Source organism: Oculatella sp. LEGE 06141, assembly GCF_015207605.1.
In the GTDB taxonomy this organism is placed as follows: Bacteria; Cyanobacteriota; Cyanobacteriia; order Elainellales; family Elainellaceae; genus Oculatella.
In genome coordinates this window covers 106561-130856 of the sequence record NZ_JADEWO010000003.1, presented here as the reverse complement: position 1 = coordinate 130856, position 24296 = coordinate 106561, and the positions used below count along the sequence as shown (strand labels likewise).

Annotated in this window: 24 protein-coding genes; 11 read left to right on the top strand and 13 right to left on the bottom strand. The window is 51.6% G+C overall.

Annotated elements, in window-relative coordinates:
* Positions 1-19 precede the first annotated feature (19 nt).
* Positions 20-481, bottom strand: coding sequence for a ribosome maturation factor RimP (rimP, locus tag IQ268_RS03580; RefSeq protein ID WP_193875626.1), 462 nt, complete (start codon positions 479-481; stop codon positions 20-22).
* A 285-nt stretch (positions 482-766) separates the two neighbouring features.
* Positions 767-2218: a hypothetical protein gene (locus IQ268_RS03570; RefSeq protein ID WP_193875622.1), complete on the bottom strand. Its 1452-nt coding sequence runs from the start codon at positions 2216-2218 to the stop codon at positions 767-769.
* Positions 2219-2465: 247 nt separating this feature from the next.
* Between IQ268_RS03570 and IQ268_RS03565 the strand changes: the two genes are divergently transcribed.
* On the top strand, positions 2466-3362 hold the full coding sequence (locus tag IQ268_RS03565) for an alpha/beta fold hydrolase (RefSeq protein ID WP_193875620.1): 897 nt from the start codon (positions 2466-2468) through the stop codon (positions 3360-3362).
* 66 nt (positions 3363-3428) lie between these two features.
* On the opposite strand, the gene IQ268_RS03560 is transcribed toward IQ268_RS03565, so the two are convergent.
* Positions 3429-4001 carry a Rieske 2Fe-2S domain-containing protein gene (locus IQ268_RS03560; RefSeq protein ID WP_228035057.1) on the bottom strand — a complete coding sequence of 191 codons (573 nt, stop codon included), beginning with the start codon at positions 3999-4001 and terminating at the stop codon, positions 3429-3431.
* 79 nt (positions 4002-4080) lie between these two features.
* A complete protein-coding gene (locus IQ268_RS03555; protein WP_193875618.1) occupies positions 4081-4554 on the bottom strand; it encodes a DUF1643 domain-containing protein in 474 nt (157 codons plus the stop codon).
* Between the two features lie 211 nt (positions 4555-4765).
* On the opposite strand from IQ268_RS03555, the gene IQ268_RS03550 reads away from it, so the two are divergent.
* The 3 genes from IQ268_RS03550 to IQ268_RS03540 all read left to right on the top strand — a co-directional run bounded on the left by IQ268_RS03550 (position 4766) and on the right by IQ268_RS03540 (position 7342).
* A complete protein-coding gene (locus IQ268_RS03550; protein ID WP_193875616.1) occupies positions 4766-5545 on the top strand; it encodes a PspA/IM30 family protein in 780 nt (259 codons plus the stop codon).
* Positions 5546-5799: 254 nt separating this feature from the next.
* Complete coding sequence (gene trxA / locus IQ268_RS03545; protein WP_193875614.1) at positions 5800-6135, top strand: thioredoxin; 336 nt, start codon at positions 5800-5802, stop codon at positions 6133-6135.
* Positions 6136-6166: 31 nt separating this feature from the next.
* On the top strand, positions 6167-7342 hold the full coding sequence (locus tag IQ268_RS03540) for an LL-diaminopimelate aminotransferase (RefSeq protein ID WP_193875612.1): 1176 nt from the start codon (positions 6167-6169) through the stop codon (positions 7340-7342).
* A 112-nt stretch (positions 7343-7454) separates the two neighbouring features.
* Here the strand turns inward: IQ268_RS03540 and IQ268_RS03535 are convergent, their stop codons facing one another.
* The 3 genes from IQ268_RS03535 to IQ268_RS03525 form a co-directional block, all read right to left on the bottom strand.
* Complete coding sequence (locus tag IQ268_RS03535; protein WP_193875611.1) at positions 7455-8417, bottom strand: NAD-dependent epimerase/dehydratase family protein; 963 nt, start codon at positions 8415-8417, stop codon at positions 7455-7457.
* A 112-nt stretch (positions 8418-8529) separates the two neighbouring features.
* Positions 8530-9207: a 5'/3'-nucleotidase SurE gene (gene surE / locus IQ268_RS03530; RefSeq protein ID WP_193875610.1), complete on the bottom strand. Its 678-nt coding sequence runs from the start codon at positions 9205-9207 to the stop codon at positions 8530-8532.
* Between the two features lie 122 nt (positions 9208-9329).
* Positions 9330-9890, bottom strand: a complete 561-nt coding sequence (locus IQ268_RS03525) for an SRPBCC family protein (protein WP_193875609.1) — start codon at positions 9888-9890, stop codon at positions 9330-9332.
* A gap of 527 nt (positions 9891-10417) precedes the next feature.
* On the opposite strand from IQ268_RS03525, the gene IQ268_RS03520 reads away from it, so the two are divergent.
* Positions 10418-10606 carry a hypothetical protein gene (locus IQ268_RS03520; RefSeq protein WP_193875608.1) on the top strand — a complete coding sequence of 63 codons (189 nt, stop codon included), beginning with the start codon at positions 10418-10420 and terminating at the stop codon, positions 10604-10606.
* Between the two features lie 28 nt (positions 10607-10634).
* A complete protein-coding gene (locus tag IQ268_RS03515; protein WP_228035056.1) occupies positions 10635-10817 on the top strand; it encodes a hypothetical protein in 183 nt (60 codons plus the stop codon).
* A gap of 35 nt (positions 10818-10852) precedes the next feature.
* Here IQ268_RS03515 and IQ268_RS03510 read toward each other — a convergent pair whose 3' ends face one another.
* From IQ268_RS03510 to IQ268_RS03500, 3 genes are all read right to left on the bottom strand, one after another.
* Positions 10853-11836, bottom strand: a complete 984-nt coding sequence (locus tag IQ268_RS03510; protein WP_193875606.1) for a YihY/virulence factor BrkB family protein — start codon at positions 11834-11836, stop codon at positions 10853-10855.
* 190 nt (positions 11837-12026) lie between these two features.
* Positions 12027-14045, bottom strand: coding sequence for a GAF domain-containing protein (locus IQ268_RS03505; protein WP_193875605.1), 2019 nt, complete (start codon positions 14043-14045; stop codon positions 12027-12029).
* 314 nt (positions 14046-14359) lie between these two features.
* A complete protein-coding gene (locus tag IQ268_RS03500; protein WP_193875604.1) occupies positions 14360-14707 on the bottom strand; it encodes a hypothetical protein in 348 nt (115 codons plus the stop codon).
* Between the two features lie 286 nt (positions 14708-14993).
* Here IQ268_RS03500 and tmk point away from each other — a divergent pair, with 286 nt between their 5' ends.
* Both tmk and IQ268_RS03490 read left to right on the top strand, forming a co-directional pair.
* The gene (gene tmk, locus IQ268_RS03495) at positions 14994-15680 is read left to right on the top strand and encodes a dTMP kinase (protein ID WP_193875603.1); all 687 of its coding nucleotides are present in this window, start codon (positions 14994-14996) and stop codon (positions 15678-15680) included.
* On the top strand, positions 15638-16600 hold the full coding sequence (locus tag IQ268_RS03490) for a DNA polymerase III subunit delta' (protein ID WP_228035055.1): 963 nt from the start codon (positions 15638-15640) through the stop codon (positions 16598-16600). The genes tmk and IQ268_RS03490 overlap by 43 nt, the downstream gene beginning before the upstream one ends.
* Positions 16601-16631: 31 nt before the next feature.
* On the opposite strand, the gene IQ268_RS03485 is transcribed toward IQ268_RS03490, so the two are convergent.
* Together IQ268_RS03485 and pruA are read right to left on the bottom strand one after the other, a co-directional pair.
* A complete protein-coding gene (locus tag IQ268_RS03485) occupies positions 16632-16847 on the bottom strand; it encodes a hypothetical protein (protein WP_193875602.1) in 216 nt (71 codons plus the stop codon).
* Positions 16848-16999: 152 nt separating this feature from the next.
* Positions 17000-20008: an L-glutamate gamma-semialdehyde dehydrogenase gene (gene pruA, locus IQ268_RS03480; RefSeq protein WP_193875601.1), complete on the bottom strand. Its 3009-nt coding sequence runs from the start codon at positions 20006-20008 to the stop codon at positions 17000-17002.
* A 194-nt stretch (positions 20009-20202) separates the two neighbouring features.
* On the opposite strand from pruA, the gene nth reads away from it, so the two are divergent.
* Positions 20203-20937 (top strand): endonuclease III, encoded by a 735-nt coding sequence (nth, locus tag IQ268_RS03475; protein WP_193875600.1) that lies wholly within the window; start codon positions 20203-20205, stop codon positions 20935-20937.
* Between the two features lie 4 nt (positions 20938-20941).
* On the opposite strand, the gene IQ268_RS03470 is transcribed toward nth, so the two are convergent.
* The gene (locus tag IQ268_RS03470; protein WP_193875598.1) at positions 20942-21820 is read right to left on the bottom strand and encodes an alpha/beta fold hydrolase; all 879 of its coding nucleotides are present in this window, start codon (positions 21818-21820) and stop codon (positions 20942-20944) included.
* Between the two features lie 314 nt (positions 21821-22134).
* On the opposite strand from IQ268_RS03470, the gene IQ268_RS03465 reads away from it, so the two are divergent.
* Both IQ268_RS03465 and IQ268_RS03460 read left to right on the top strand, forming a co-directional pair.
* Positions 22135-23097, top strand: a complete 963-nt coding sequence (locus IQ268_RS03465) for a cobalamin-binding protein (RefSeq protein WP_193875596.1) — start codon at positions 22135-22137, stop codon at positions 23095-23097.
* A gap of 254 nt (positions 23098-23351) precedes the next feature.
* The gene (locus IQ268_RS03460; protein ID WP_339383480.1) at positions 23352-24221 is read left to right on the top strand and encodes a PD-(D/E)XK nuclease family protein; all 870 of its coding nucleotides are present in this window, start codon (positions 23352-23354) and stop codon (positions 24219-24221) included.
* The last annotated feature ends 75 nt before the right edge of the window (positions 24222-24296 follow it).

Genomic DNA, 24296 nt, shown 5'->3' with positions numbered 1-24296 from the left:
TCTTGGTTAGCCCCCACGTTTAACGTTGTTCGTCTAATTGCACTTTGCTGATTTGATCGCGAGGAATGGCGATCGCTCTTCCCTTCTGGCTGAGATAAACAGCAGCATCGTCTCGCCGAATCAGTTGACCAGCCCAGGATGTTTTTCCTTCAAACGGTTCTGCCGTTGTCACAATGACGGCAAAGCCCTTAAACGAAATAAACTCGCGATCGGTGGCGATCGTGCGGGAAATACCAGGACTGGACACCTCTAAAACATATGCGTCGGGCATCAGCTCTACCTCATCTAGAGCCGCTTCCAGCGATCGACTCATACGCTCACAGTCATCCAAGCTGGTATCTTGCTGGAGATTGCGAATGTCTACCCGCAAAACAGGAGGACTCTGGTTGGTCTGAAACACAGCCCCAACGACTTCTAGACCTAGCGTTTCGGCAACAGGCGTTGCCAGATCAATGACATGTACAACTACCGGATGAGCCATCTTCTGCTACAAAGCTAAAACAGCGAGTGCAGGTTTAGAAAACAAAAAAAGTGGGCGACGACCCACTTCAGACGAAATGATGTCCTGAGACATCACCCTGGAGTAACATAACTCCAGGCCACCCCAGTTTAACGCATCTATTTCGAGTCGAGTTGCGGTCAACTTCGAGCGGGTCGCCACAGGCAAGAACAGAACGTTTGCCGCCGCTTCAGGGCAATGTTTTGGTTAACCAGGGTTCGACTAGTTAGAGGCTGTTTTAAAGGTCTACGGGCAGGCCGACTGGTTTTACACAACTTGTTTGTTGTTTCCCTGGGTGATTTCGTAAAGATGTTGAGTTTTTTCGCGCAGCAAATCGGCATCCTCTTCGGCAATCCGCTTAACGTAGTTGATTTTGACCTCATCCAGCCATACGGTTATCAGAGACTGAATCTCTTGCACAGCATCATCTTTCTGAATTTCTGTGCGAAAGGTCTTGCTCACATTTTCTAACAGGCGTTGGGCAAGCTGTGCCCCCACTTCATCCCGCATGGATTCAGTTAGCACGCCGTAAAAGCTTTGATAGAGTTGAGAGACAAGCGGCTTGGTAAGCTGATCGGGCAACGTGTTCAGCCCTGGAACATGCTTAATCCCTTCGTATCCTGGCAAGCCCTGTAGCGTGTTTACAACGTTATGGTGCAGCAAAGCTTCAATATCAGGTCTTACCTGGGGTAAAACCTGATGAATCAGCGTGGCAGAGAGCCGCTGGGAAATCGCGCTGGCCTCGTCAATATCGTTGAGATCAATATACCGAGGAGCCGTTTCTGGATGCAGCAACGCCCGAGTAATGTCTCCCTGGCGAATCAGGTTTTGCAGTTGATCGATCACCCGCAGGATCACAATTTCGGTTAGCTCAACCGCAATATTGGCAACAATTCCACGGGTAATGCGGTTACGAAGCGGCTCCAGGTCAATTAGATTAGACTGGTTGATGCGAATGATGACCGGGATCAACCGCAGCAGCGCCCACGATGGCAGAAACAACGAAAAAGGAATCAACAGCAGCACGTCATACCATCGCCAGAGCATTGTATCTAACCAGCTAGTGCCGCTGTATCGACGGCTAAGATACCAGGTACGGGCAAGAAACTCGATCCCAAACAAGCCAATAAACCAGATATCAATTAGGATAAATCGGTTCAAAGGACTGCCATCAAACCCGATGTTGCGAAAGTAGTTGGTTTCAATCAGCGGTCGCACTCGTTGCTCAAAAAAGAGCATCTCTTGCCGAAAGCCCTGCTGCCTCAGATAAGCATCACTCCAAAAGGTGTCAAACGCTTGCTTGGATGATTCAAGGTCTTCTCCGGTGGTGGTTCTGATGCGATCGCGCATCCGCTGTTTAATGCGTTCCAGTAAGCCCGATTTATTGGCCGTTTCAAACGGATCTTCATCAATCATTGCCTCGCTGCGGCTCCGCAGTTGCAGCAGCAGCGCTTCTGTGTTGGGGGAGGTTAGCCCCTCTAAAGCCACCTGCTCATCTAGCTTCGTCACGGCTTGCAGATAAGACTCGGTTTGGCGGTTAGGTTCTATCCCTTTGAACTGCTCTCCGTACCAGCGGGTGAACCCCGGAAACTGGGTCAAATAAAAATCGCGCAGCGGAATGTAACTGAGATCGAACAAAACCAGCCCGAAGTTGGCAAGGGCGATCGCGGCCATAATCCGCTCAAACCAGCGATTTCTGCGAAGAACAGTCGGAGACACAGATTTGGTCGGACGCTTGCGGGCTACCATAACGGAACGCTAGGGAAGATAAGGGATGAATCAAATATGAGAAGTTTAGGCAACTGTATCATCCACAGCGAGTAGGATTTTTGTTGCGTGCGAAAAAAGCGGTGAGCCGTATGTCATGGCCGTTCACCCCAAACTAACCAGGCGATCGCGATAGGATGATTAATAGTGCTTTACACTACTTCTCATTTTCGACATCCTGGAGCTTTTTGACCGCGCTATGCAGACCACCGCAGCCGCTCCAACGGGAGCTTACTGGCAATGGCAAAACCAATCTATCTATTACGTCAAAGCAGGGCAGCCACAGCCACAGCATCCGCCCCTGCTGCTAATCCACGGGTTTGGCGCTTCGACAGACCACTGGCGTAAGAATATTGCAGAACTCAGCACCCATTTTGAAGTGTGGGCGATCGACTTGTTAGGATTTGGCCGATCGGCCAAACCCGATTGGCAATACAGTGGCGATCTTTGGCGAGATCAGCTACATCACTTCATTACCGAGGTAATTGGACGACCTGCCGTTTTAGCAGGCAATTCCCTTGGCGGGTATTCGGGGCTGTGTGTAGCCGCCCAGCGACCCGAATCGGCGGTTGGGCTGGTTTTGCTAAACAGTGCTGGCCCCTTTACCGACCTGCAACTGACCTCAAAGCCCGACCCAGCAAAAGAGCTGTTTGGCAAGATGGTTCGATCGGTTTTACTACAGCCGTTACCCAGTTTTTTGCTGTTTCAATACGCCCGCCAGCGCTCGATAATTCGTAAAACGCTAGAAAGCGTCTATTTAGATCAATCCGCAGTTACCGATCAACTGGTAGAAGAAATCTATCGCCCGTCGTGCGATCCGGGAGCGGCTAAGGTATTTGCATCGGTGTTCAAATCTCCCCGGGGAGAAACCATTGATGTTTTGCTCAATCAGCTCGATCGCCCGCTGTTGTTGCTATGGGGCGAAGGCGACCCGTGGATGGATGCGCGATCGCGCGGTGCTAAATTCCGTCAGTATTACCCCCAACTCACCGAGCATTATTTGCAAGCAGGCCACTGTCCCCATGATGAGGTGCCAGAGCAAGTCAATGCGCTGTTGCGAGATTGGGTGTTCGCCCTGCAACCCGAAGCGGTGTAGTCAATTCTCGATGACCACAGAGAAACGCGATCGCGGCACGCAACGAACCGATATGTTGAGCCAGCCTTACTGCGGAGCAGATGACCTTGTAGAACCTGACAGTTCACGAGGGTCAATGGCTGGGGCTTGCTGAACCAGTCGGGCTTGATCCTGTTTCACAACCACCGTAACTAGTTCCAATAGTCTGCGGGCTGGCCCCTCGGTGACTCGTCCCTGATCATCGTATTCTGAGCCATGACAGGGACACACAAAGCGATCGCGTTCTGCATCCCAATCGACCGTGCAGCCAAGGTGGGTACACACGCTGCTAATACCGTAGGTTGCAATTTCCGGGCCAGCATCGATCACCAGATAAGACTCTCTTTCTAAGCCAAGGGCAAGGACGCGATCGCCCGGTTGCGCCTGCGTCAGCAGAGCGCTCACCCCGATGGGAACCTCATCCTGATCCAGTGCTTGTACGCCCGGCAAGTAGGTTTCGCAACGAGAATTGAGCGGAAATAGCGAGCAAAGTGTTTCCAGGTCAGGCTCTTGGCTGCGACTAGTTTTGGGGAACCAATAGCTAAGGGCAATCGTACTAACCGTTCCACCGACAAAATAGCGTAGAAACAAACGCCGAGACGGATTGTGTCCTTGCATCATAATTCTCCCTACTTATCTAAAGCGTGGTTTTTGAATCAGCACCCCAATCCCCGCCGGGTAGCATTTGATGGGGAAAGGATCAACCAAACCGCACCAAAGCAGACTTAGCTTTAACATACAGCGGATGGCGCGGCTGTCCGGTTTGATTCATTCCTAAGCAGTAGAGATTGGCATACGGAGCCAGCAGTTGCAAAACGGCTTGATCCCGCTGATAGAGTTTCCCCCAATTTCCCCAAGCTAGGATAATAGTGGTGGCACGTTGCCCTGCTGCCAGTAAATATTGGTCGTTCTCTGCGCCAACCGGGTCAACTCTCATTTGTAATTGCGTTGGATGGGTCGCCACTAACGCGAACAAATTTACAACTTCGAGGGAACCATATCCCCATGTTTGGGCAAAACGAATACAGCGGCGAATGGTGGCATCGTCAGTACGTGCATCTGCTGTACTGGGATTAAGCATCACAAAGGCAACTTGCGGTGCGACAGTCTCCCAACTTCGCCAAAGCGAGTATCGGTAGGTTCCTGTTACATCAAACGTTGCACCCATTTTCATAACCGGTTCATCATCAACGGTCTTAACCAACAGCTACCGCAAATGGCCGCTTACCAAACTTTAATTTCTTATTCCTGGAAGCGGTTGCCAGACGTATGTTAAGACTGTTGACAGGAGCCAATTTATTTTTAGCGCATTAAGCCAGAATGGCATTTTATAGCGCATAGATTACCGCCACTCACCTCGTAACCTCTGAAAGGAAAGTAGAGTCATGGGATTGTTTGACCGTGTTAGCCGAGTAGTCCGGGCTAATCTCAACGCTGCCGTCAGTTCTGCTGAAAATCCAGAGAAGATTCTGGATCAAGCCATCATTGACATGCAGGAAGACTTGATACAGCTTCGCCAGGCGGTTGCGAGTGCGATCGCCAGCCAGAAGCGAATTCAGCAGCAAGCCAATCAGGCTCAGTCTGAAGCAAATAACTGGCATCAACGGGCACAGCTAGCGCTACAAAAAGGCGACGAAAACCTGGCACGGGAAGCCTTGAACCGCAGAAAAGTTCAAACTGAAACCGCCACCACGCTGAAGGCTCAACTGGATCAGCAGTCGGCCACAGTGGATGCAATGAAGCGCAATTTGATTGCCCTGGAAGGCAAAATTTCAGAAGCGAAAACGAAGAAGGATATGCTCAAAGCCAGAGCCAGCGCAGCCAAGGCTAACGAGCAGTTGCAGCGCACGGTTGGTGGATTGGGTACCACTGGCTCAATGGCCGCCTTTGAGCGGATGGAAGAAAAAGTGATGCAAATGGAGGCACGCTCTCAAGCGGCCGCCGAGCTGGCCGGTGCTGATTTAGAAAGTCAGTTCGCCATGCTGGAATCGGGAAGCGATGTCGATGACGATTTAGCGGCTCTCAAAGCGCAAATGCAGTTAGGCGGTGCGGCTCCGTCGCAGGGTCAGCTTCCTGCTGCCAACGCAGCCAGCCCTGCTGCACCGAAAGATGCCGCGATCGACGACGAGCTTGAGAGCCTGAAAGCGGAGCTAGATCAGCTATAGCCGATCGCCAACGGTTCTGGCTACACAGGTCTTATACAGGTCTCATATAGGTCTCTCCGCAGGCTGGGTTGTCATGAGTTGACCCAGCCTCATTTCATGGTGGTCAAATGTCGCTAGCAGCATTAGCGTCCTCCTGCCAACCGAGTTCACTTCACCCTACAGCCCTCTATTCGGATCGCAATAGAGGCTAACAGACAGGTAACCTAGAAAGTAGTGTCAATTTGTGTTCAATCCTTAAATTACTTTTACTTGTCATGAGCAGCGTTCTTTCCATCACCGATAGCGAATTTGAATCACAAGTTCTTAACACTGCACAGCCCGTTTTGGTTTACTTTTGGGCACCCTGGTGTGGGCCTTGTCGCCTCATGTCTCCTACGATGGATTGGGCTTTGCAAACCTATGGCGATCGCCTCAAAGTGGTCAAAATGGAAATAGACCCCAATCCAGAAACCGTGGCAAAGTATCAGGTACAGGGTGTACCAGCGTTGCTTTTGTTTAAGGATGGTGAGAAGTTGGAGGAAATCGAGGGAGCGATTAGTAAGCAGAAAGTCGAGAACTTCTTAAACTCCCATCTCTCTCCGGCGGTCTAGTTGATCAGTACGCTTGCTGGGAGCCAGAAAAATGCAACTCGCGAACCGAATGCAGCCGCTACAATCTAACGTTTTCGCTGATATGGATCAGGCGAAGGCAAGAGCGATCGCGGCAGGACAAGATTTGATCGATTTGTCACTTGGATCGTCCGATCTGCCAACCCCAACTCACGTTTTGGAGGCGATCGCGCAATCCCTGTCTGACCCCAGCACGCATGGTTATCTTCTGTTTCACGGCACCCGCGCCTTTCGGCAGGCTGCTGCTCAGTGGTACACCCAAAAATTTGGCATTCCAGTTGATCCAGAAACCGAGGTGCTGCCCCTGATTGGCTCGCAAGAGGGCACAGCCCATTTGCCGCTTGCGGTTCTCAATCCCGGCGATTTTGCCCTGCTGCAAGATCCGGGCTATCCCTCCCATGCTGGCGGCGTTTATTTGGCAGGTGGGCAAATTTACCCCATGCCCATGCTGGCTGAGAACGGCTTTCTGCCCGTGTTCGAGGATATTCCCACCCCGGTGCTGGCTCAGTCGCGGATGATGGTGCTGAGCTACCCGCACAATCCAACTACGGCGATCGCCCCTTTGTCATTCTTTGAACAGGCCGTTGCCTTTTGTCGGCAGCATCAGCTTGTGCTGGTTCACGACTTCCCCTATGCCGACCTGGTATTTGATGGGGTGGCTCCCCCTTCGGTGCTACAGGCCGACCCCGACAAGCAGGTGTCGATCGAATTCTTCACGATGTCGAAGTCCTATAACATGGGCGGTTTCCGGGTTGGATATGCGATCGGCAATCCAGAGTTGATTCGTGCCCTGCGGCAGATTAAAGCGAATGTAGACTTCAACCAGTATCGCGGCATTTTAAATGGGGCGATCGCCGCCCTCACGGGGCCACAGGAGGGCGTTCAAGCAGGCGTTGAAACGTTCCGTCAGCGGCGAGATACCTTCATCAACGCGCTACACCGCATTGGCTGGCAGGTGCCCACGCCTGAGGCCACAATGTACATTTGGGCTAAACTTCCCGAACCCTGGTCAGCCGATTCTATTCGCTTTTGCGTTGAACTAGTTGAACAAACGGGGGTCGCGGCTGCGCCCGGAGCGGGTTTTGGCAAGTCTGGCGAAGGATACATCCGTCTGGCGTTAGTGCATGAGCCAGCTATTTTAGAAACCGCTGTCGATCGCATGGCTCAATTTCTGCATTCATCTTTTTAATAGCGGCAGCAATTCAGCCCCAATTCAGCCCCAGTTCAACCCCAATTCTTCAGCAGCAAAGCAGCTTAGTTCACGTCTACTTTGCTGCTGCCATGTTCTCTGGATGCGGTTATCAGGCTGGAACCGTTTCCTCTGTTCGTGATGACTGCTTCAGAATTTCATCATCTATCGAAAAATCTATCTCTGCGTTGCCCCGTTCCGAAGCAAGGTAATCCGTTTTGAAGGAATCCCTTAACCCAGCAACCAGATCGAACGCTGGCGACCAGTGCAGGTCTGTAGTGGCTTTGTGGATATCCGCGAAAAAGTGTTGCACCCTCAAGGGGAAAGGCTTGCGTTTGCCAAAGTCAAACCGCCTGGGATCGTAGTGAACCAGTTGAATCGTATCGGGCGATTTTCCGGCGGCTTCGGCACAGGCATAGGCCAATCCATCAAAGGTGACGTATCGATCGCCCGAAATGTTGTAAATTTGCCCGACGGCTGCGCTATTTCCCAACACGCTTGCCATTGCGCTTGCCAGGTCATTTACGTGCCCTAGCTGGGTCATGTGCATCCCGTTCCCCGGAATCGGAATCGGGCGATCGCGCACAATCCGGTCAAAGAACCAGGCTTCCAAATCGTTATAGTTTTGCGGGCCGTAAATATAAACCGGGCGAATTGAGGTAAAAGGCATTCCCCGATCTGCCAGATAGGATTCTGTCTCGAACTTGCCCCGGTGGCGGCTTTTGGGATCAACCGGGTCGCCTTCCCGGTGAGGCATTTGATTGGACTGCCGATACACCCCCGCAGAACTAACGTAAACAAAATGCTGAAGGCGATCGCTGAACAGGTCAGCCAGCGGCTGCGTGTCGCTCAGTTCGCGCCCATTATTGTCAAAGATGGCATCAAAGGATTCTCCCGAAAGAGCGTCTTTCAACTGGGTAGGATTGGTGCGATCGCCATGAATTTGCTGCACACCAGCCACGGGCACAGGCTTATTGCCCCGGTTAAACAGCACCACCTCATGCCCTTGTGCAACCAGGTATTGGGTCAGGTATACCCCAATGAACCGCGTGCCCCCCATGATTAAAATTCGCATACTGATGTCCCTCCTCTGCAACGTCGTCACACAAATCTGCCGGTTGCTTGCTGCAATCGAAGCATTGAGGAGTATTCTATCGAATTGGCATAACCGCACAGCTTACTATCATTCAAAGCTGGAGTTGCGTAACGGCAATATGACCCGAAAAGCAAACGTCAACATCTGAGCCGGGATCGCGGGCACGCTTACTGTACTCGCCCACATAGCGCAAATAATCCCCTTCGATCACATAGTCAACGGGTAAGGGTTGGGTGCATCGATCGCAGAAGACCATATCGGGATCAGCCGCGCCCGGTTCTAAATGCGGTAAATTGACGTTCCAAAAATACGTCGGTTCCAGCGGCGTTTGCAGCAGTTTTGTAATAACTTGAGCTGCTAAATGGCTAGCTCGTTGCCAGTCGATCGCCCGCCCACGATGAATGTAGTGAGAGATGGCGATACCGGGAACGCGATGAAATGCAGCCTCACGCACAGCGGCCACCGTACCAGAGATGTAAACATCTGCGCCTAAATTACCGCCAGCGTTAATGCCAGACAGAACCCATTCTGCGGTTGGGTGCAAATGGCTCAACGCAATGCGGGTACAGTCAGCAGGTGTTCCGGCGATCGCAAACTCAGTATCGCTGCGCTTATGAACGTGAATCGGCGCTCCGGTGGAAACCTGATGACTGCATCCAGAATGGTGCTGTTGAGGTGCAACAATGACCCCATGTTGACCAACAGCACGCCACAGAGCCTGAAGCCCAGGTGCATCAATTCCATCATCATTCGTTAGAACAAAAGCCACAGCGTCGTTGAACAGAACAGCTTCTATAGCGTAATGGAAGACCGCCAGACCTGCCAAAATGCTGATCGTGGGCTGGTACGTGGGCTGGTAGTGCTACAGAAGCCGATGCTGGAGCGTATCGCCTAACCGCAGATGGTTTGCCGCATCTTACGCATGTTTGCGGGTAAGTCAAGCCGCATCGCTTCTTGAATCAGGATGCTGGGAACTGGAATGGTGGGAGTGGCCTTGACCGTATAGGTTAGCAGGGTGCCTGTGCCGCAATCTTGCAAACACAAATCGGCTGAAAAGTCTGCAAAGCTGCCTTTCTCCATCTGAAATTTAACGTGTTGAGCCGCCTGATGCACCACCTCAAACACCTGTAGATAAATTTCAACCTGAGCGGTGAACATTAAAAACGCCTTTTTTGCGGTTTGATAGAGGCGTTTGACCTTGCCATGACACAACACTTCGCTGTGGGTTAAGTCAGGAAAGTAATGAACCCAACGGGGATAGTCTGTAATCTGCTGCCAAACGCGCGATCGGCTCAGCGGCAGGTACATTTGAGCAGTAACGGCTCCACCCCAGGCCGAATGAGATTGAGTTTGGATTAAAATTTCGCCGTTTAACAGCGCATCTTGATTCGGAATGGTTGGGAAGCCAATATTGGTTAGATGAACCTGGTTTGCAGTTATGAATGCTGTCATGGTGTCGAACCTCTTGTTCACTCATCACACACTGAAAAAGACTTGAGAATGGGCAACCATTAGACTAATCGCGATCGCATCGTCTGAAAAGCTGCTGCTTATCATAGGTGATGGAATTGCCATGACTTTGTTCTACCCGTAACTAAGATTAAAGTCCATTGCAAAACAGGCTCTAGAGGTAAAGATTCAGACAATTTTGCGTGAGTGATGGCTCATTTCAGGTACAAGAACAGGGCTAATTCGCACCCTTTTGCCATCAGGAAGTGAGATGCAGCACCTACTTCAGCAGCTTCAGAGAATGTTTTATAACATCTAATTTGTAGCCCTACACCTTTAGGGGCGTACCATTCAGCCAATCCGTCTGGGTCTGTTTCAAAGGCTATCTGCCAAATGCTGCACGCTTACAGGAACCGTTGAGTTCGGTTCAAACAGCCTCGAATCCCCTATTTTTGATCGATGAATCAGGCGTATACACTCACATCCCGTGTCACAATGGTGGCTGCGATTCTCTGAGAGGAGTAGAGTTCGTGAATCGATCCCCTAACCTTGGCATCACCATTTTTCTATACATTTCCGGCATTCTGCTGGTAATTTTGGCCATTGTGTTATTACTGCAAGCATTTGGTGTACTCACCAACATCCCTAGAGCTGCTATTTGGGCACTGGTGTTGCTGGCGGTTGGTTCCGGCATCCTGGCGGGAGTTCGCAGTCGATAAGGCGATCGCAGGTTAATGAACTATGTCCATGAAACGATCGATTAAGCCTGAGACGGCTATTTTTTCAGCTATTTTGACCGTTACGATTGTCACCTGGGTTCTCAGGGGGCTGGGCATCCTCACGTTCATCCCAGGGCTAATTATTTGGCTGTTGCTGTTGCTCACCATCGGCTCTGGCGTGGTTATGGGCATTTTAGGAACCCGACGATAACAGTGTGCCATCCGCCTGTTCAACGGCTGAATTAATTATGGTTGGTCGGTTTCCTCAGCTTTTTTCCGCTGTTTTCGTCGTTGCCAACGTCGCTTAACTAGCGCTGGTATTCGCTGCGACAACCTAATTTTTTGGGACGGTAGAGCAGGGTCCATCCCTTCTCGCATGGCTGCGCCAACGGTCACATTTAGCTGATCGCCAATTAGCATGATCAGTGAACTGAGATAAAGCCATAACAACAGAACGATCACAGCACCAACGGCACCATAGGCTCGGTTGTAGTTGCCAAAATGAGAAACATAGAGGCGAAACAGGCTGGAAATAACGGCCCACGAGATGGCGGCTAAGATAGCACCTGGCATCAACGGTTTACCAGCACTCCAACGGCTAGGGCCAAACCGATAGATAAACGCAAAGGCCACCGAAACAATTCCCAGAGCCAGCGGCCAGGTTAGCAGTCGCCAGAAAGTGAGAACACCCGTTTCCAGACTGCCGCTTTGCTGCGCCACATGTTTAACAATCAGGTCGCTGACGAACACCAGCATTGAAGCCAGCATCAGCAGCACAATAGAGCCAATCGTCAGGATCAGGGAGATGATTTTGGCTTTCCAAAAAGGCCGAGTTCTGCCAGGCGGAATCTGGTGGATTTGATCTAGTGCCGTCATGGCTGCACTCAGCGCTCCGGAGGAGGCCCACAAGGCGATCGCAAAACTGATGGAAAATAGCCCGCTATTGCGGCTGGTGCTGATGTCGTCAGCAAAATCTTGAATGAGAGTCAGCACTTCCTCTGGGGCAACTTCACTCACCTGCCTCGCCAGGTTCTCAAAGGTCGTCTTGAGCGGCTCAAATAGCCCGATCGCGGTCAAAACAGCTAGCACCGCTGGGAACAGAGCCAACATGGTGTTGTAAGCCATCTCCGAGGCCAGACCCGGTAGCCGTTGTTGTCCAGCATGTTTAATCGTTGTTTTCACCGTTCTCAGATTGAGATGCTGAAAAAAACGGATAAAGGGCGATGACATGGGTCCAGTTAGTAAGAAGAATTTTGTGATTTACTTTGCCAGGTTCACGAGCGATCGTCACTACGTTTAGCAAGAAGCCATCGTTTGAGGTCAACCTGGATAGGTTGCGGCCTTCGCTTCTCATGCACCACAGAAACCAGAGAACAGGTCTGTCTGATAACCTCTAAGCTGAATGGCTACAGCCGTTCAGCTAGGGTAGGCGTTGCTTGGGAAGTGCAACCGTGAACGTTGTCCAGCCGTCGAGGCTTTCTACTCGGATGATGCCATCCACCTGATCAACAAGCCGTTGAACGAGAGCCAAGCCCAGTCCGGTGCCGCCGTGACTCCACGGATCAGCATGGGAACAACGATAGAACTTTTCGAAAATTTTGGGTAGTTCGGCTGCCGAAATTTCAGCTTGATTCCGCACAGTGACAATATGGGCAGGAGAAGCCCCAAACTCTTGAGATGACGCTTCAAACTGCGCTTCTAACTGAATTTGACCACCCCGATCGGTATATTTACAGGCGTTGTTGAGCAACTCAGTTAGAATGCGGCGCAGGATCGTAAAATCTGAAACGACGGGTGGCAGGTTGTCGGGGCACATTAGCCGCAGGGTTTGTTGTTGAGTAGCAATTCTCGATTGAAATGGCTCAACCAGGTTAGAAAGTAAATTGGCAAGCTGAATTGATTCTAAGGCCACTGGAAAAGATGCCGCTTCTAACCGCTGCAAATCGAGCAGATCGTTAATTAGTTCGGCCTCTCGGGTCGATTCTCGTTCCAGAATTGCTAAATATTTTTGCTGCTTCTCTGCATCCGACGCCACCTTCAGCATCTGAATGGCCATTTTCACATTGGTGATTGGCGTTCTTAATTCGTGGGAAACAGTGCTGAGAAATTCGTCCTTGAGCCGATTGAGCTTGGCTAATTCCTGCACTTGCACTTGAGCCGCTTGATACAGTTGTGCTTGTCGGATGGCGATCGCACACTGATTAGCCACTTGTTGCACCAGGCGAATTTCAAACTCGGAAAAGATGTGCTCGGGGTTATGAATCAGCCATAGGTCACCCAACACCCCCGGTTTAATCCCCTGGGAAGAATGAGCATCGACAAAAATGGGGCAGGCCAGCAAGGCAACCCGACCTCGCTCAGGATTAGGGATCAAAGAGCAAAACTGAAAAGAAAGCCCCTGCTGAAGCTGAGAATAAATGCGGGGGAACCGATCCATATGTGCCACTCGCCCACAGTAAGCGGGAACAGAATGGGCATACTCATAGCGAACCACCGATATTCCCTGTTTCAAATCATATAAGGCCGCATTGCAGCCGCTGAGTTCCAGCACCAGAGCCAGCTCTTGCACAGCCGCCTGGAGAATTTGGTTTTCGTCTAGCGAATCGCGCACTTTGTCGGTAATGCGCTTCAGCATTGACTCAAAATCAAGCGCCCGTTGCACCAGGACAGTACGCTGGTGAACTTGCTGTTCTAAATCCACATTGACTTGCTGCGCCGTTTCATATCGCTCTGCATTTTGCAGGGCGATCGCCACTTCCTGCACAAACTGCTGCAATAGCTCCAGTTCGAACGGTTGCCAATGACGCGATTGCGAACACTGCTGCCCACAGACCACTCCCCACAAATCATGTTCCAGGAACAGGGGAGATATTAAGCTTGATTGCACCTGCTGTTGCCGCAGCAGAGTAGCCATTTCTGGCAACGATTCGACGAGCGATAGGGAATCAACCGCTTGAACGCGATCGTGCCCATGGAGCCAAAACGAGTCTTGAAACAGGGCAATGCTGCTCGTGCTACCAACCATAGAGTCCCAGGCAGGCTGAACGGCCTCGGCAACAACAACCCCCGTTCCGTCGGCTATCAGGTGATAAACAACGACTCGATCAAGCTGTAATAGCTTCTGGATAGCCATTGCAGCGTAATCCAGCACCGCTTGAGGGCGAACCGCCTGCCGCATCTGACGAACAGAGGCATTGAGTAAATGAATTTGCTCAAGCTGCTGCTGTCCCTGTGCAATCGCCTGGTGAGATAGCTCTAGTGCCTTATCCTTTTGATGCAGCTCTGTCTTGATCGCTTGCAACTCAGTCAGAGCAGTAATTAAATCTGTAAGCGCGATCGCCAATGGCTCCGGTTCAGAAGTAATTGAGTTGCCGATAGAGCGTGAAACGTCATCCAATTGCGCTTGAGCTGCCTTGATGCGCTGGTCAAGGTCTCTCATTGTTCACACCTGTGTCCCTTGCAACGCAAACATTGCCTTTTGCCAGATTGAGAGTTGCAGATGGCAAACATGCATCAGTTGCTGGGAACTCCGGAACGCAAAACCAGAGATCAACCGCTTTCACCGGCTGAGGCTCTTCACAGGCTTCGCTCATATCTCTGGAAATCTTGAACGCCATGCAGCAACTGCAAGGTTGATCTACACGAAGATAACTCCAGATCTAAGCTCCTGTCACTATTGTTTCTACGTACGCGTTCACAACCCGATGACAGCAAAGCTAAGTAGAGACGGTTGCCTAATCGCCAAGGATGCTGCTAGCTAGCTACACTTTCGATTAACTGCCATTGGCGGTTTTCTGTTACAGCCCGGTTGACTAAATTAAACATTCGCCGACAGTGGTTGTTGTTGTGTAACGGCAACTCCTCGTTTTTGACAACAAAATTCATGCGAACTTCTTTGTCGGTCGTGGGATAGCGATCGATCAGGACTTCAACCGTTACCAACTTGGCAAACGAAACATTACCTGGAACTTCACGAGCCACCAAGTAATCTTCCGTGTCGTAAATCACATCAAAGTCACAAGACCGCAGAATATCTGTCAAAGCCTGCCGAAAGCGGTCTAGCGAAACTGCAACTGTAAACAAGCTTGTGTAGCGGGCCATAGGCAACACCGAACGTGCAACATTTAAAACCGTCTAATCATACCCAACCTGAATTTTAAGCCACAGTCAAGACTTGGTTGTAACTAAAACTGAATTCCCTGCGCTCGATGGAGCACAAAACTGTAGGATTTTTGTTGAACTCGATTGAATTCGTTTTTCTCAGTATATTAGCCTTCTAACCAGGTGGATCAAAACAGTAATTAATTTTGAGTTTATATTTTTTGTCAGATTTGTGCAGAAGTTTGTTCCCATACCTTAGGCCAAGTTGGAGCCAGAACGCTATCACATGCAGGGAAAGCTGATTGTATTTGAAGGGGTTGAGGGCTGTGGCAAAACGACCCAAATTCAGCGCTCGTATACCTGGCTGCTCCACAGCCCGCTGTTTGCCGCGCTACAAGCGAACGAAGTGGTCAACCAGCTTGTTGTCACTCGTGAGCCGGGAGGAACGGCATTAGGCCAGACCGTGCGGCAGTGGTTGCTTAACCCAACGGTGCAGTCGCCGCTGCACGATCGCGCCGAGCTGCTGCTTTTTGCTGCCGATCGCGCCCAGCATGTGGAGGAATTGCTGAAACCACAGCTTGCCAGCGGTGGCTTAATTTTGTGCGATCGCTACACCGACTCCACCGTGGCTTATCAGGGATACGGACGACGATTAAATCTTGATTTGATTGATCAATTAAATCAAGTGGCCACGAATGGATTAGAAAGCGATCTCACCATTTGGTTAGATTTAGACGTAGCAGTTGGATTAAACCGAACCAAACGCCGAGGTGCAGCCGATCGAATGGAGGCGATCGATTTATCGTTTCATCAGCGGGTACAGCATGGCTTTACCGAGTTAGCCAGAGCGCATCCGCACCGAATTGTTCGAGTGGATGCTAGCCTGAGCGAAGCGGAGGTTTCACAGCAAATTCAGTCTATTTTGGAGCAATGGTTAACTCGGTGGTATCCCCCCCTTTCGCTGACCTCGTAGGGCAAACGCAGGCGATCGAACTGTTGACACGAGCCGTAGTGCAAAACCGTTTGGCTCCGGCCTATCTGTTTGCTGGGCCAGAGGGTGTTGGCCGGAGTCTTGCCGCGTACGGACTGATAGAGCTGCTGTTTGACAATCCCGCTTCAACGCCGCTCAAAGGGTTACAACAACGCATCCGGCAGCACAACCATCCCGATTTGTTTTGGGTAGAACCGACCTATTTACACCAGGGCAAACGGCTAACGGCGGCTGAAGCGGCTGAGGCCGGGCTGAAACGCAAAGGTTCTCCCATTATTCGCCTAGACCAGATTCGAGAAATCACTCGTTTTTTGGGTCGCCCACCGCTGGAAGCCGCGCGATCGGTTGTGGTTATTGAACAGGCCGAAACCATGCCCGATGCTGCCGCGAATGCTCTGCTAAAAACCTTAGAAGAACCGGGACAGGCAACGCTGATTTTGATTGCTCCGGGCGTTGAGTCGCTTTTGCCTACGCTGGTGTCTCGCTGTCAACGCATTCCGTTTTATCGCTTAAGTGCAGAGGCGATCGCCCAGGTTTTAGCCCAAACGGAGTATGCCGAAATTTTGCAGCATCCTGAGGTGCTGGCACTGGCGCAGGGTAGCCCTGGAGAAGCGATCGCCCACTGGCAGCAACTGCAAGCCATTTCGCAGGACTTGCTCAATCTGGTGCGTCAGCTTCCGACCTCCCTGCGAGGAGCGTTAGATTTAGCCAGAACCATTGCCAAGGAGCTGGATACCGAAGCACAACTCTGGTTGATTGATTATTTGCAGCAACACTACTGGCAAGAGCAAGGCCAACCCGCTCATTTGAACAGCCTGGAGCAAGCTCGCCGCTATCTGTTGCAGTATGTTCAGCCTCGTTTGGTGTGGGAAGTCACACTAATGCAGTTGGGCAACGTATAACCCAACCACCAACGGTTCGAGGTTGATGGCGTTACAGCCCAAACGGTAGAGATTGGCGGACGTTCTCCCAAAGCGCTCTAATTTGCTCCCAAAGGTCGCCAGGGCCGATACCAAATACGAGCTGTAAGACGAGAACGATGGCAGCGATCGCGATCGCTGTGCCAATAGTGGCCTTCACCACTCGAATGAGCAAAGTAAAGACTAAGAACGATACAACTAGCGCTGCAATGAGGATAATCCAGTCCATGGCTTTTCCCTCAACTGTTTCCAACCTCACCAATGTGCCACGAATTGCCAGCCCTGACCCAACGTTTAAGCCAGGTTAACTACCGTGGGATAGTTAACCTGATTGAGTAAATCTAGCGTTGTACCAGTCCTGCCTGGGTTAAACCAATCGCTTCACTCCATGCCTGCAATGGGTGCAAACCCTTGACGCTGGATGTTTTCGGTAACTGCTTTGGGTTCCAAAAACTGAAGCAGATAATCGGGGCCGCCTGCCTTGGAGCCAACGCCAGAGAGCTTAAAGCCACCGAAGGGTTGGCGAGCGACGATCGCCCCCGTAGTGCCCCGGTTGATATACAGGTTCCCGACTTCAGACTCGATTTGTGCCCGTTCAATGTGGGACGGGGTGCGAGAATAAAGCCCGCCTGTGAGCGCATAGCGGGTGCCGTTGGCGATCGCCAACGCCTCGTCAAAGTTGTTGGCTTGCATTACAGCCAAAACGGGACCAAAGATTTCCTCCTGGGCAATTTTGGCATCTGGTGAAACATCGGTGAAGATGACCGGGCCGACAAAGTAACCCTGCTCGGGGGCGGGCATTTCCAGCGCCACGGTGGCTTCTGCCCTGCCTTTGTCGATGTAATCGCGAATTCGAGCTTGAGCCGCGTGGTCAATCACTGGCCCCATTTGGGTGCTGGACTGTTCCGCTTCCCCAATATTGAGCGATCGCGCCGCCTCAACTAGGCGATTCACAAAGGTTTCGTAGATTGGCTCTAGCACAATCACCCGTGAGCAGGCCGAGCATTTTTGACCGCTGTAGCCAAAGGCAGATTGCACCACGCCTTGCACCGCCTGATCTAGATCGGCGCTTTCATCCACGATGATGGCATTTTTGCCACCCATTTCGGCAATAACCCGCTTAAGGTGTCGCTGTCCCGGTTGCAAAATGGCAGCCTCGGCATAGATTTGACACCCCACTTCCTGCGATCCGGTAAAGGTAATCATGTGAACATCGGGATGCTTCACCATATGGGCACCTGCTGTTGAGCCTTTACCCGGAACAAACTGGAACACCCCTTTGGGAATACCTGCATCGACGAGAATTTCGGCAAGTTTGGCGGCAATCACCGAAGACGTTTCAGCGGGTTTGAGCAGCGTACAGTTGCCCGTAACCAGCGAAGCCACCGTCATACCCGTGGGAATGGCCAGCGGGAAATTCCACGGCGAAATGATCACCGAAACGCCTCTGGGTTGGTAGAAATAGCGGTTTGTTTCACCAGGTAAATCGTAGTGATGACCGCGATCGAGCCGTTCCATTTCGTCGGCATAGTAGCGGCAGAAGTCGATCGCCTCTGATACTTCCGGGTCGGCTTCCTTCAACGGCTTGCCCGTCTCTAATACCATCCAGGCCGATAGTTCAGCGCGACGCTGCTCCATTAAGTCGGCGGCTTTTCGTAGAATATCGGCTCGTTGTTTAACCGGAGTGTTTCGCCAGGCCGGAAACGCGGCTTTTGCAGCTTGAATCGCCTGTTCTGCCTGCTCGATGCTCATTAACCCTATCTGCCCAACCACTTCACTTGGATTAGACGGATTGACTGAATCAACCGTGTTGAGCGTGTTGCGGTATTCGCCATCAATCAGCGGCAGGTAGGTTTTGCCCAACTGCTGACGAACCGATTGGAATGCAGACTTGGCGCGATCGCGCTCTGCAACAACGGCATAATCGGTGTCAGCCGCATTGCGAAATGGAGAGGGGGATGTGGAAGTGGCAGCTTTGCCGTTGCCATTAGCATGATCTACCCGACCGTTGCCTTCTTCTAGCGTTGGCGGGGCTAACAGTTCTTCAACCGGGCGGTCTTCCAGGTTTTGCCGCAGAAATGAGGTGTTGGCGGTATTTTCCAGCAATCGGCGAATCAGATAGGCCATGCCGGGAATCAGTTCACCATAGGGACAGTAAACGCGCACTCGATAGCCCTGATCGACCAGCGATTTGGCTAACTTATCGGCCATGCCGTAAAGCACCTGTAGCTCGATGCGACGACGCGGAATGTTGAGGGTTTCGGCAATGGCGATCGCATGAGCCTGGGAGCGCACATTATGGCTGCCGATCGCAGCATAGAGATGCTCGTGATTTTCCAGCAGCATCCGCGTTAGCGCCTCAAAGTTAGCATCCGTAGAGGATTTCTCGTCAAAAACAGGTTGCTGCCAATCTTTTTGCACCGCTTTAATCGTTTCTTGATCCCAATAGGCTCCTTTCACCAGGCGCACCGTGACGGGATGCCCTCGCTCTTTTGCCCACTCAATCAGCCCGTTCAGGTCTGGGACGCTGTCTCTTAGATAGGCTTGTAGCGTGATGCCAATATCGGTACGGGTGCGGAATTCATCTTCTAAAAGCAGTTGTTTGAGAATCTCAAGGGTCAGATCCTTGTAGGTATACTGCTCCATATCGAAATGAACCGCCGCCCCCAATTCATTGGCTTTGCGTAACAGGGTACGAATGCGATCGATCACACGGGCTCGACTGCCTTCCGGATCGAGCGGGTCAAACTGCGAATAGAACGCGGTTAACTTAACAGACACCTGAACCTGGGGCAGCGGTTCGCCATCAGCCAGGTCGATCGCCTCAACGGTTGACCATTTGCGAGAGGCTTCGGTCAACTGTTCCATGAGTTCCAAATAACGGTTGAGATACGACTCGGCTTCCGCTTCTGTGATAACCGCTTCCCCCAGCAGGTCTACCGTAAACGCCATCTTGTTTTTGCGGAGCTGCTCGATGGTTTTGATCACCTGCTTGATGGTTTCGCCAGAAATGTATTTGTGCGCCAACGTTTCAACGGCCGTTGAGAACGTCGTTGCTGCAACCTGGCCGGGCAGCGAATCGGCACTGGCGAAGTTAAGAAGACCTTTAAGGGCACTCGGCAATTCCACAGATGGATCGCCCAGATATTCCTGCATATGGCGGGCAATTTCTGCTTTGCTGCGAAGCGACGGCAAGCAGTCAATTAGCCGAAATAGCTGAACTCGCAACCCTGGATTACCCATTGCCACAGCTAGCAACTTATCATCCCAACGCATTTGCTCTCGCATTTGGGCAAAGAAGGATCGATTTTCCCGTGAAGCAGCTAACAGTTGGCGGGCGATCGCCTGCGTTTTGGCTTCATAGGTACTTTCAGAAACTTGTAGAACCACGGTTAATCAACTCCTGACGCTGGAAGAAGCGAAGCGATAGCGGATCGAGCTACCTACTTCTATTCTCAGAGTTTAGGCAATGATTGTGGCTCTAACTTAATGGATGGTCATGGTCTGATGAGTTTTGCGTTGCACTTAGCCGACTACGACTTGAGCTAGAAAGCAAACGAAGCGGGTTACGGTACAAGGAGAAGATGACTGCATTACCGTTTGTTTCCCCAGAGTTAAAGCAAAAAGCGCAATTGGTTCACGATCGCCTCTGCGCTGTCTACGGTTGCCCGATTCCGTACTTTCATAACCATGACCCGCTGAGTGAATTAATCTCGTCGTTGCTGTCTCACCGGACAAAGAACGCCGATTCAAGTCGAGCCTTTAAGCAGCTAAAACAGCGGTTTCCAGATTGGGCTGAGGTGGCTAATGCTGACACCGTCGAGGTAGAAAGAGCGATCGCACCCTGTACCTGGCCCGACCAAAAAGCGCCTCGCCTTCAGCAAGTGCTGCGCCTGGTGGCCGAACGGCGCAATGGCGACTTATCGCTGGAATTTCTGGCCGATTTGCCCGTTTTAGAGGCAAGAGCCTGGCTGGAAGCGTTGCCAGGAGTTGGCCCCAAAACCAGCGCAGCCGTGCTGCTATTTAGCCGCCTGCGTCGTCCAGCCCTGCCAGTGGACAGCCATCATCACCGGGTTGCCGTTCGATTGGGGTTGATTCCGGCAAAGGTTGCCGTTGGGCCATCCCATGCGGTGCTGTCTGCTCAACTGCCGCCAGATTGGTCGGCTCAACAGGTGTACGACAACCACGAAGTGTTGATGCTGCATGGGCAAAAATGTTGCTATTACAGCAATCCGGCTTGCGATCGCTGTGCCGTTTTCGATCTCTGCCCGTTTGGGCAGGCTCGCTTAGTGGCAAGCCCTAAGCAGTCTGGCGTTTAAGCGCTCAGGCTTGCCGCAAGAAATGCAGCAATTCGCGATTAATCGTTTGAGGCGCTTCCTGCTGAAGCCAGTGACCGCAGTGGGGCACAAACTTAATTTGAAAAGGCGCATCAACGAACTGTTCGGTGCCCTCGGTCAGGTTATGGCTAAGCAACGCATCCTCCTCCCCCCAAAGGACTAAAGTGGGTGATTGGACTGGATTGGGTTGCCGCCCCCAGTAGCGCAACCACAGTTGTGGAGTCGATAGCTGCCGATAATAGCTCAACGCGGCTGGAATCACTCCTGGTTTCTCTAATGCCGCTTGAAAGATCTCCGTATCTCGATTGCTGAAGGCACCTTTGCGAACGGCCTGTTCTTGAAACAAGGTTCTGACAAAACTGCTGAGATTATGTCGGATTATCCATTCTGGTAAACCGGGAACTTGAAAAGCAAGCAAATACCAGCTTCGCCGCAACTGGTCTAGATTACCAAACAGCTCCTGTAAAAACCGATGCGGGTGCGGGGCATTGAGAATGGCAAGGCGATTAAGGGAGGTTGGAAATTTGTGAGCTAAATGCCAGGCGATCGTCCCCCCCCAGTCGTGCCCCACCACGTGCGCTTTCAGATACCCTAAATTCTCAATCAACCCTTGAATATCGGTGCTGAGAGTATCCAGGTCGTAGCCGCTTGTGGGTTTGTCGGAGTCGTTGTAACCACGTAAGTCGGGCACCACCACTTTAAAGTGACGCGCTAGAGCAGGGATTTGGTACCGCCAGGAGTACCAAAACTCAGCAAAGCCGTGGAGTAAAATGACGAGATCGCCCTCTCCCTGAGTAACGTAGTGCAAGCGGATACGGTTGGTTTCGATGAAGCGGTGTTGCCATCCAGAACTGATTGCGGTCATAGCACGCTCGTAACGTCGTCAGTGACGATGCTGATTTTTCCAAGATTGTCCAGAGCCAGAAGATTGTAGCGGTAGACACACTCTGGTCTGCTTCCCAGCCTAGCATTTTAGAACTCAAAAGCACAGTCCAGGCTCTCTCTGGAATGCGCGGTTGGTCAGGTTTTAGTGAATAGCACAGTTGGTCTAAAGAGGGTTCGGGCAAATCAACCCGGTCTATGCTGGTTGAATGAGGTCTTGACCATAGAGACAGTGGTACAGTCACCAGTACGGCCAACATTGAGCTGAGGCAGATCCTCATCAACAGGCAAGAAGCAATGACCTACCCACTCCTCAAAATTGTTTCGCTTATCCCCAGTGCAACCGAGATCGTTGCTGCGTTGGGTTTGACAGATTATCTGGTAGGGCGATCGCACGAATGCGACTATCCCGCCACCGTGCAAGCTCTGCCAATCTGCACAGAACCAAAGTTTAACCCAGACGGAACCAGTCTTGAGATCCACGATCGCGTCACGGAGTTATTGCAGTCGGCGTTGAGCGTTTATCGCATCAAGACGGACGTATTGGAACAATTGCAGCCGACTCACATCCTGACACAAGCGCAGTGTGAGGTTTGTGCGGTGAGCCTAGGTGATGTGGAACAGGCCGTTGCTACCCTGACTCAGGGCAACCCTCAGGTGATCTCTCTTCAGCCGCAAGTGCTGGCAGATGTGTGGATGGATATCGACCGGGTTGGTAAAGCGCTGGGGGTAGCGGTAGATGGGGCGATCGCCTCCCTGCAACAGCGAGTCGATGCTTGCATTCAAAAGACAGCCCCCCTGCCAGAGGCCGAGCGGCCTACCGTGGCGTGCATTGAATGGGTTGAACCCCTGATGGCGGCTGGGAACTGGATTCCAGAATTAGTAGACCATGCCGGTGGGCACTCTATATTTGGAGTCGTTGGCAAACATTCCCCCTGGTTACAGTGGGATGATTTAGCAAAAGCCGACCCGGATGTGATTGTGTTTATGCCCTGCGGGTTTGATTTGAATCGCACCCGCGACGATGCATTACAGCTAGCTAAACGTCCAGGTTGGTCGAGCTTAAAGGCGGTTAAAACCGGGCGAGTGTACATCACCGATGGCAATCAATATTTCAACCGTCCGGGGCCACGGTTAGTCGATTCGCTGGAAATTTTGGCCGAAATTCTGCACCCTGAACGGTTTAACTTTGGCTACCAAACAACAGGCTGGCAAACATTGATGCCCCTGGCAACGACAGAGAGCCGTTTGAATGGCTAGGTTAGCCCCACGTAGAGGGTGTCTGAGAATGGCTCAACATTCTAAATTAGCCCCCTAAATCCCCCAATTTTGGGGGACTTTGAAACAGAATTGATCGGAAGTCCCCGTTCGGCTGAGCGCTCACGTCGAAGCCAAAATTGGGGGATTAGGGGGCGGTTCGAGTTGGAGCTTTTTTAGATTCAGCATAGGCCGCTGACGCAAGATGTAGGGGCGATCAGTACAAAAGATCCTGGTCTAATCCTAGATATAGTGCCATGATGAGATTGAGACGCAACACCTGTGGTGTTGAGCCTGAGGAGACTGGTTCCATCCTGCTCGATCGCACGATTATGACCTATCATCTTTCGGCAGCCAAGCTGCAATCTTACTACCGCTGTCCTAGAGCCTATTATTTTCGTTACGAGCGCGGTATTTCTGGGGCGGCATTTTTCGGTTCCGCAGCGCTGGGGCTGTCACTGCATCAGGCGTTGGCGCAGATTTATCAAGACTGGCACTACAAGGATGCTGTTCCTCGCCTGGATTGGATTGAGTATTGCTGGAACCAGCAGATTACAGGCTTAACCGCGAACCAGGTGACCGAAGGGCGAAATATCTTAAGGCACTACTATGACTCGTTTATTGTGAACCAATCGTCTATGCGGCGACCGCTAGCGGTAGAGGGCAGAATTCAAGGGTCGTTGCAGGTTCAGAACTTAGAGTTTGTGCTGTCTGGACGGTACGATCGCCTCGACTACCTGGATGATGGCCTGGAGCTGATTGACTACAAATCGGCTAAAGAAGTCGATTTGATGGAACCCGATGAAATCGACTTGCAAATCGGTTTGTACTATTTGGCGCTAGAGCAACGGTATCAGCGAAACCTGAAGCGTATGAGCTTGCTTTATTTGCGATCGGGCGAAAAGATTAGCTTTGAAGCCACCCCCGATCATCGCCATTGTGTTGAAAGCATGATCAGTGATCTGGCCGTTGAACTGCGGAGCGATCGCCGCTGGCAACCTTTTCCCGGCAACCAGTGCAACCGCTGCGCCTATTCTCGCTATTGTCCGGCGGTGCAGGCCGATCCAGAACCAATCCCAGACGATGCTCGACCAGAACAGGGCTTACAGCTCGTCTTAAGCATTTAGGTCTATCCCTCAGGGCAGGTTTTAACCCAACTGAACAGCACAACTGGTCTAAGTTGTTAAGATTCGTATAGAAGC

Excerpts from the sequence above, each read along its gene's own strand:
- rimP (WP_193875626.1), bottom strand. The coding sequence starts at position 481 with ATGGCTCATCCGGTAGTTGTACATGTCATTGATCTGGCAACGCCTGTT.
- IQ268_RS03565 (WP_193875620.1), top strand. The coding sequence starts at position 2,466 with ATGCAGACCACCGCAGCCGCTCCAACGGGAGCTTACTGGCAATGGCAA.
- IQ268_RS03560 (WP_228035057.1), bottom strand. The coding sequence starts at position 4,001 with ATGATGCAAGGACACAATCCGTCTCGGCGTTTGTTTCTACGCTATTTT.
- IQ268_RS03555 (WP_193875618.1), bottom strand. The coding sequence starts at position 4,554 with ATGAAAATGGGTGCAACGTTTGATGTAACAGGAACCTACCGATACTCG.
- IQ268_RS03550 (WP_193875616.1), top strand. The coding sequence starts at position 4,766 with ATGGGATTGTTTGACCGTGTTAGCCGAGTAGTCCGGGCTAATCTCAAC.
- trxA (WP_193875614.1), top strand. The coding sequence starts at position 5,800 with ATGAGCAGCGTTCTTTCCATCACCGATAGCGAATTTGAATCACAAGTT.
- IQ268_RS03540 (WP_193875612.1), top strand. The coding sequence starts at position 6,167 with ATGCAACTCGCGAACCGAATGCAGCCGCTACAATCTAACGTTTTCGCT.
- IQ268_RS03535 (WP_193875611.1), bottom strand. The coding sequence starts at position 8,417 with ATGCGAATTTTAATCATGGGGGGCACGCGGTTCATTGGGGTATACCTG.
- IQ268_RS03525 (WP_193875609.1), bottom strand. The coding sequence starts at position 9,890 with ATGACAGCATTCATAACTGCAAACCAGGTTCATCTAACCAATATTGGC.
- IQ268_RS03515 (WP_228035056.1), top strand. The coding sequence starts at position 10,635 with ATGAAACGATCGATTAAGCCTGAGACGGCTATTTTTTCAGCTATTTTG.
- IQ268_RS03510 (WP_193875606.1), bottom strand. The coding sequence starts at position 11,836 with ATGTCATCGCCCTTTATCCGTTTTTTTCAGCATCTCAATCTGAGAACG.
- IQ268_RS03505 (WP_193875605.1), bottom strand. The coding sequence starts at position 14,045 with ATGAGAGACCTTGACCAGCGCATCAAGGCAGCTCAAGCGCAATTGGAT.
- IQ268_RS03500 (WP_193875604.1), bottom strand. The coding sequence starts at position 14,707 with ATGGCCCGCTACACAAGCTTGTTTACAGTTGCAGTTTCGCTAGACCGC.
- tmk (WP_193875603.1), top strand. The coding sequence starts at position 14,994 with ATGCAGGGAAAGCTGATTGTATTTGAAGGGGTTGAGGGCTGTGGCAAA.
- IQ268_RS03490 (WP_228035055.1), top strand. The coding sequence starts at position 15,638 with ATGGTTAACTCGGTGGTATCCCCCCCTTTCGCTGACCTCGTAGGGCAA.
- IQ268_RS03485 (WP_193875602.1), bottom strand. The coding sequence starts at position 16,847 with ATGGACTGGATTATCCTCATTGCAGCGCTAGTTGTATCGTTCTTAGTC.
- nth (WP_193875600.1), top strand. The coding sequence starts at position 20,203 with ATGACTGCATTACCGTTTGTTTCCCCAGAGTTAAAGCAAAAAGCGCAA.
- IQ268_RS03470 (WP_193875598.1), bottom strand. The coding sequence starts at position 21,820 with ATGACCGCAATCAGTTCTGGATGGCAACACCGCTTCATCGAAACCAAC.
- IQ268_RS03465 (WP_193875596.1), top strand. The coding sequence starts at position 22,135 with ATGACCTACCCACTCCTCAAAATTGTTTCGCTTATCCCCAGTGCAACC.
- IQ268_RS03460 (WP_339383480.1), top strand. The coding sequence starts at position 23,352 with ATGATGAGATTGAGACGCAACACCTGTGGTGTTGAGCCTGAGGAGACT.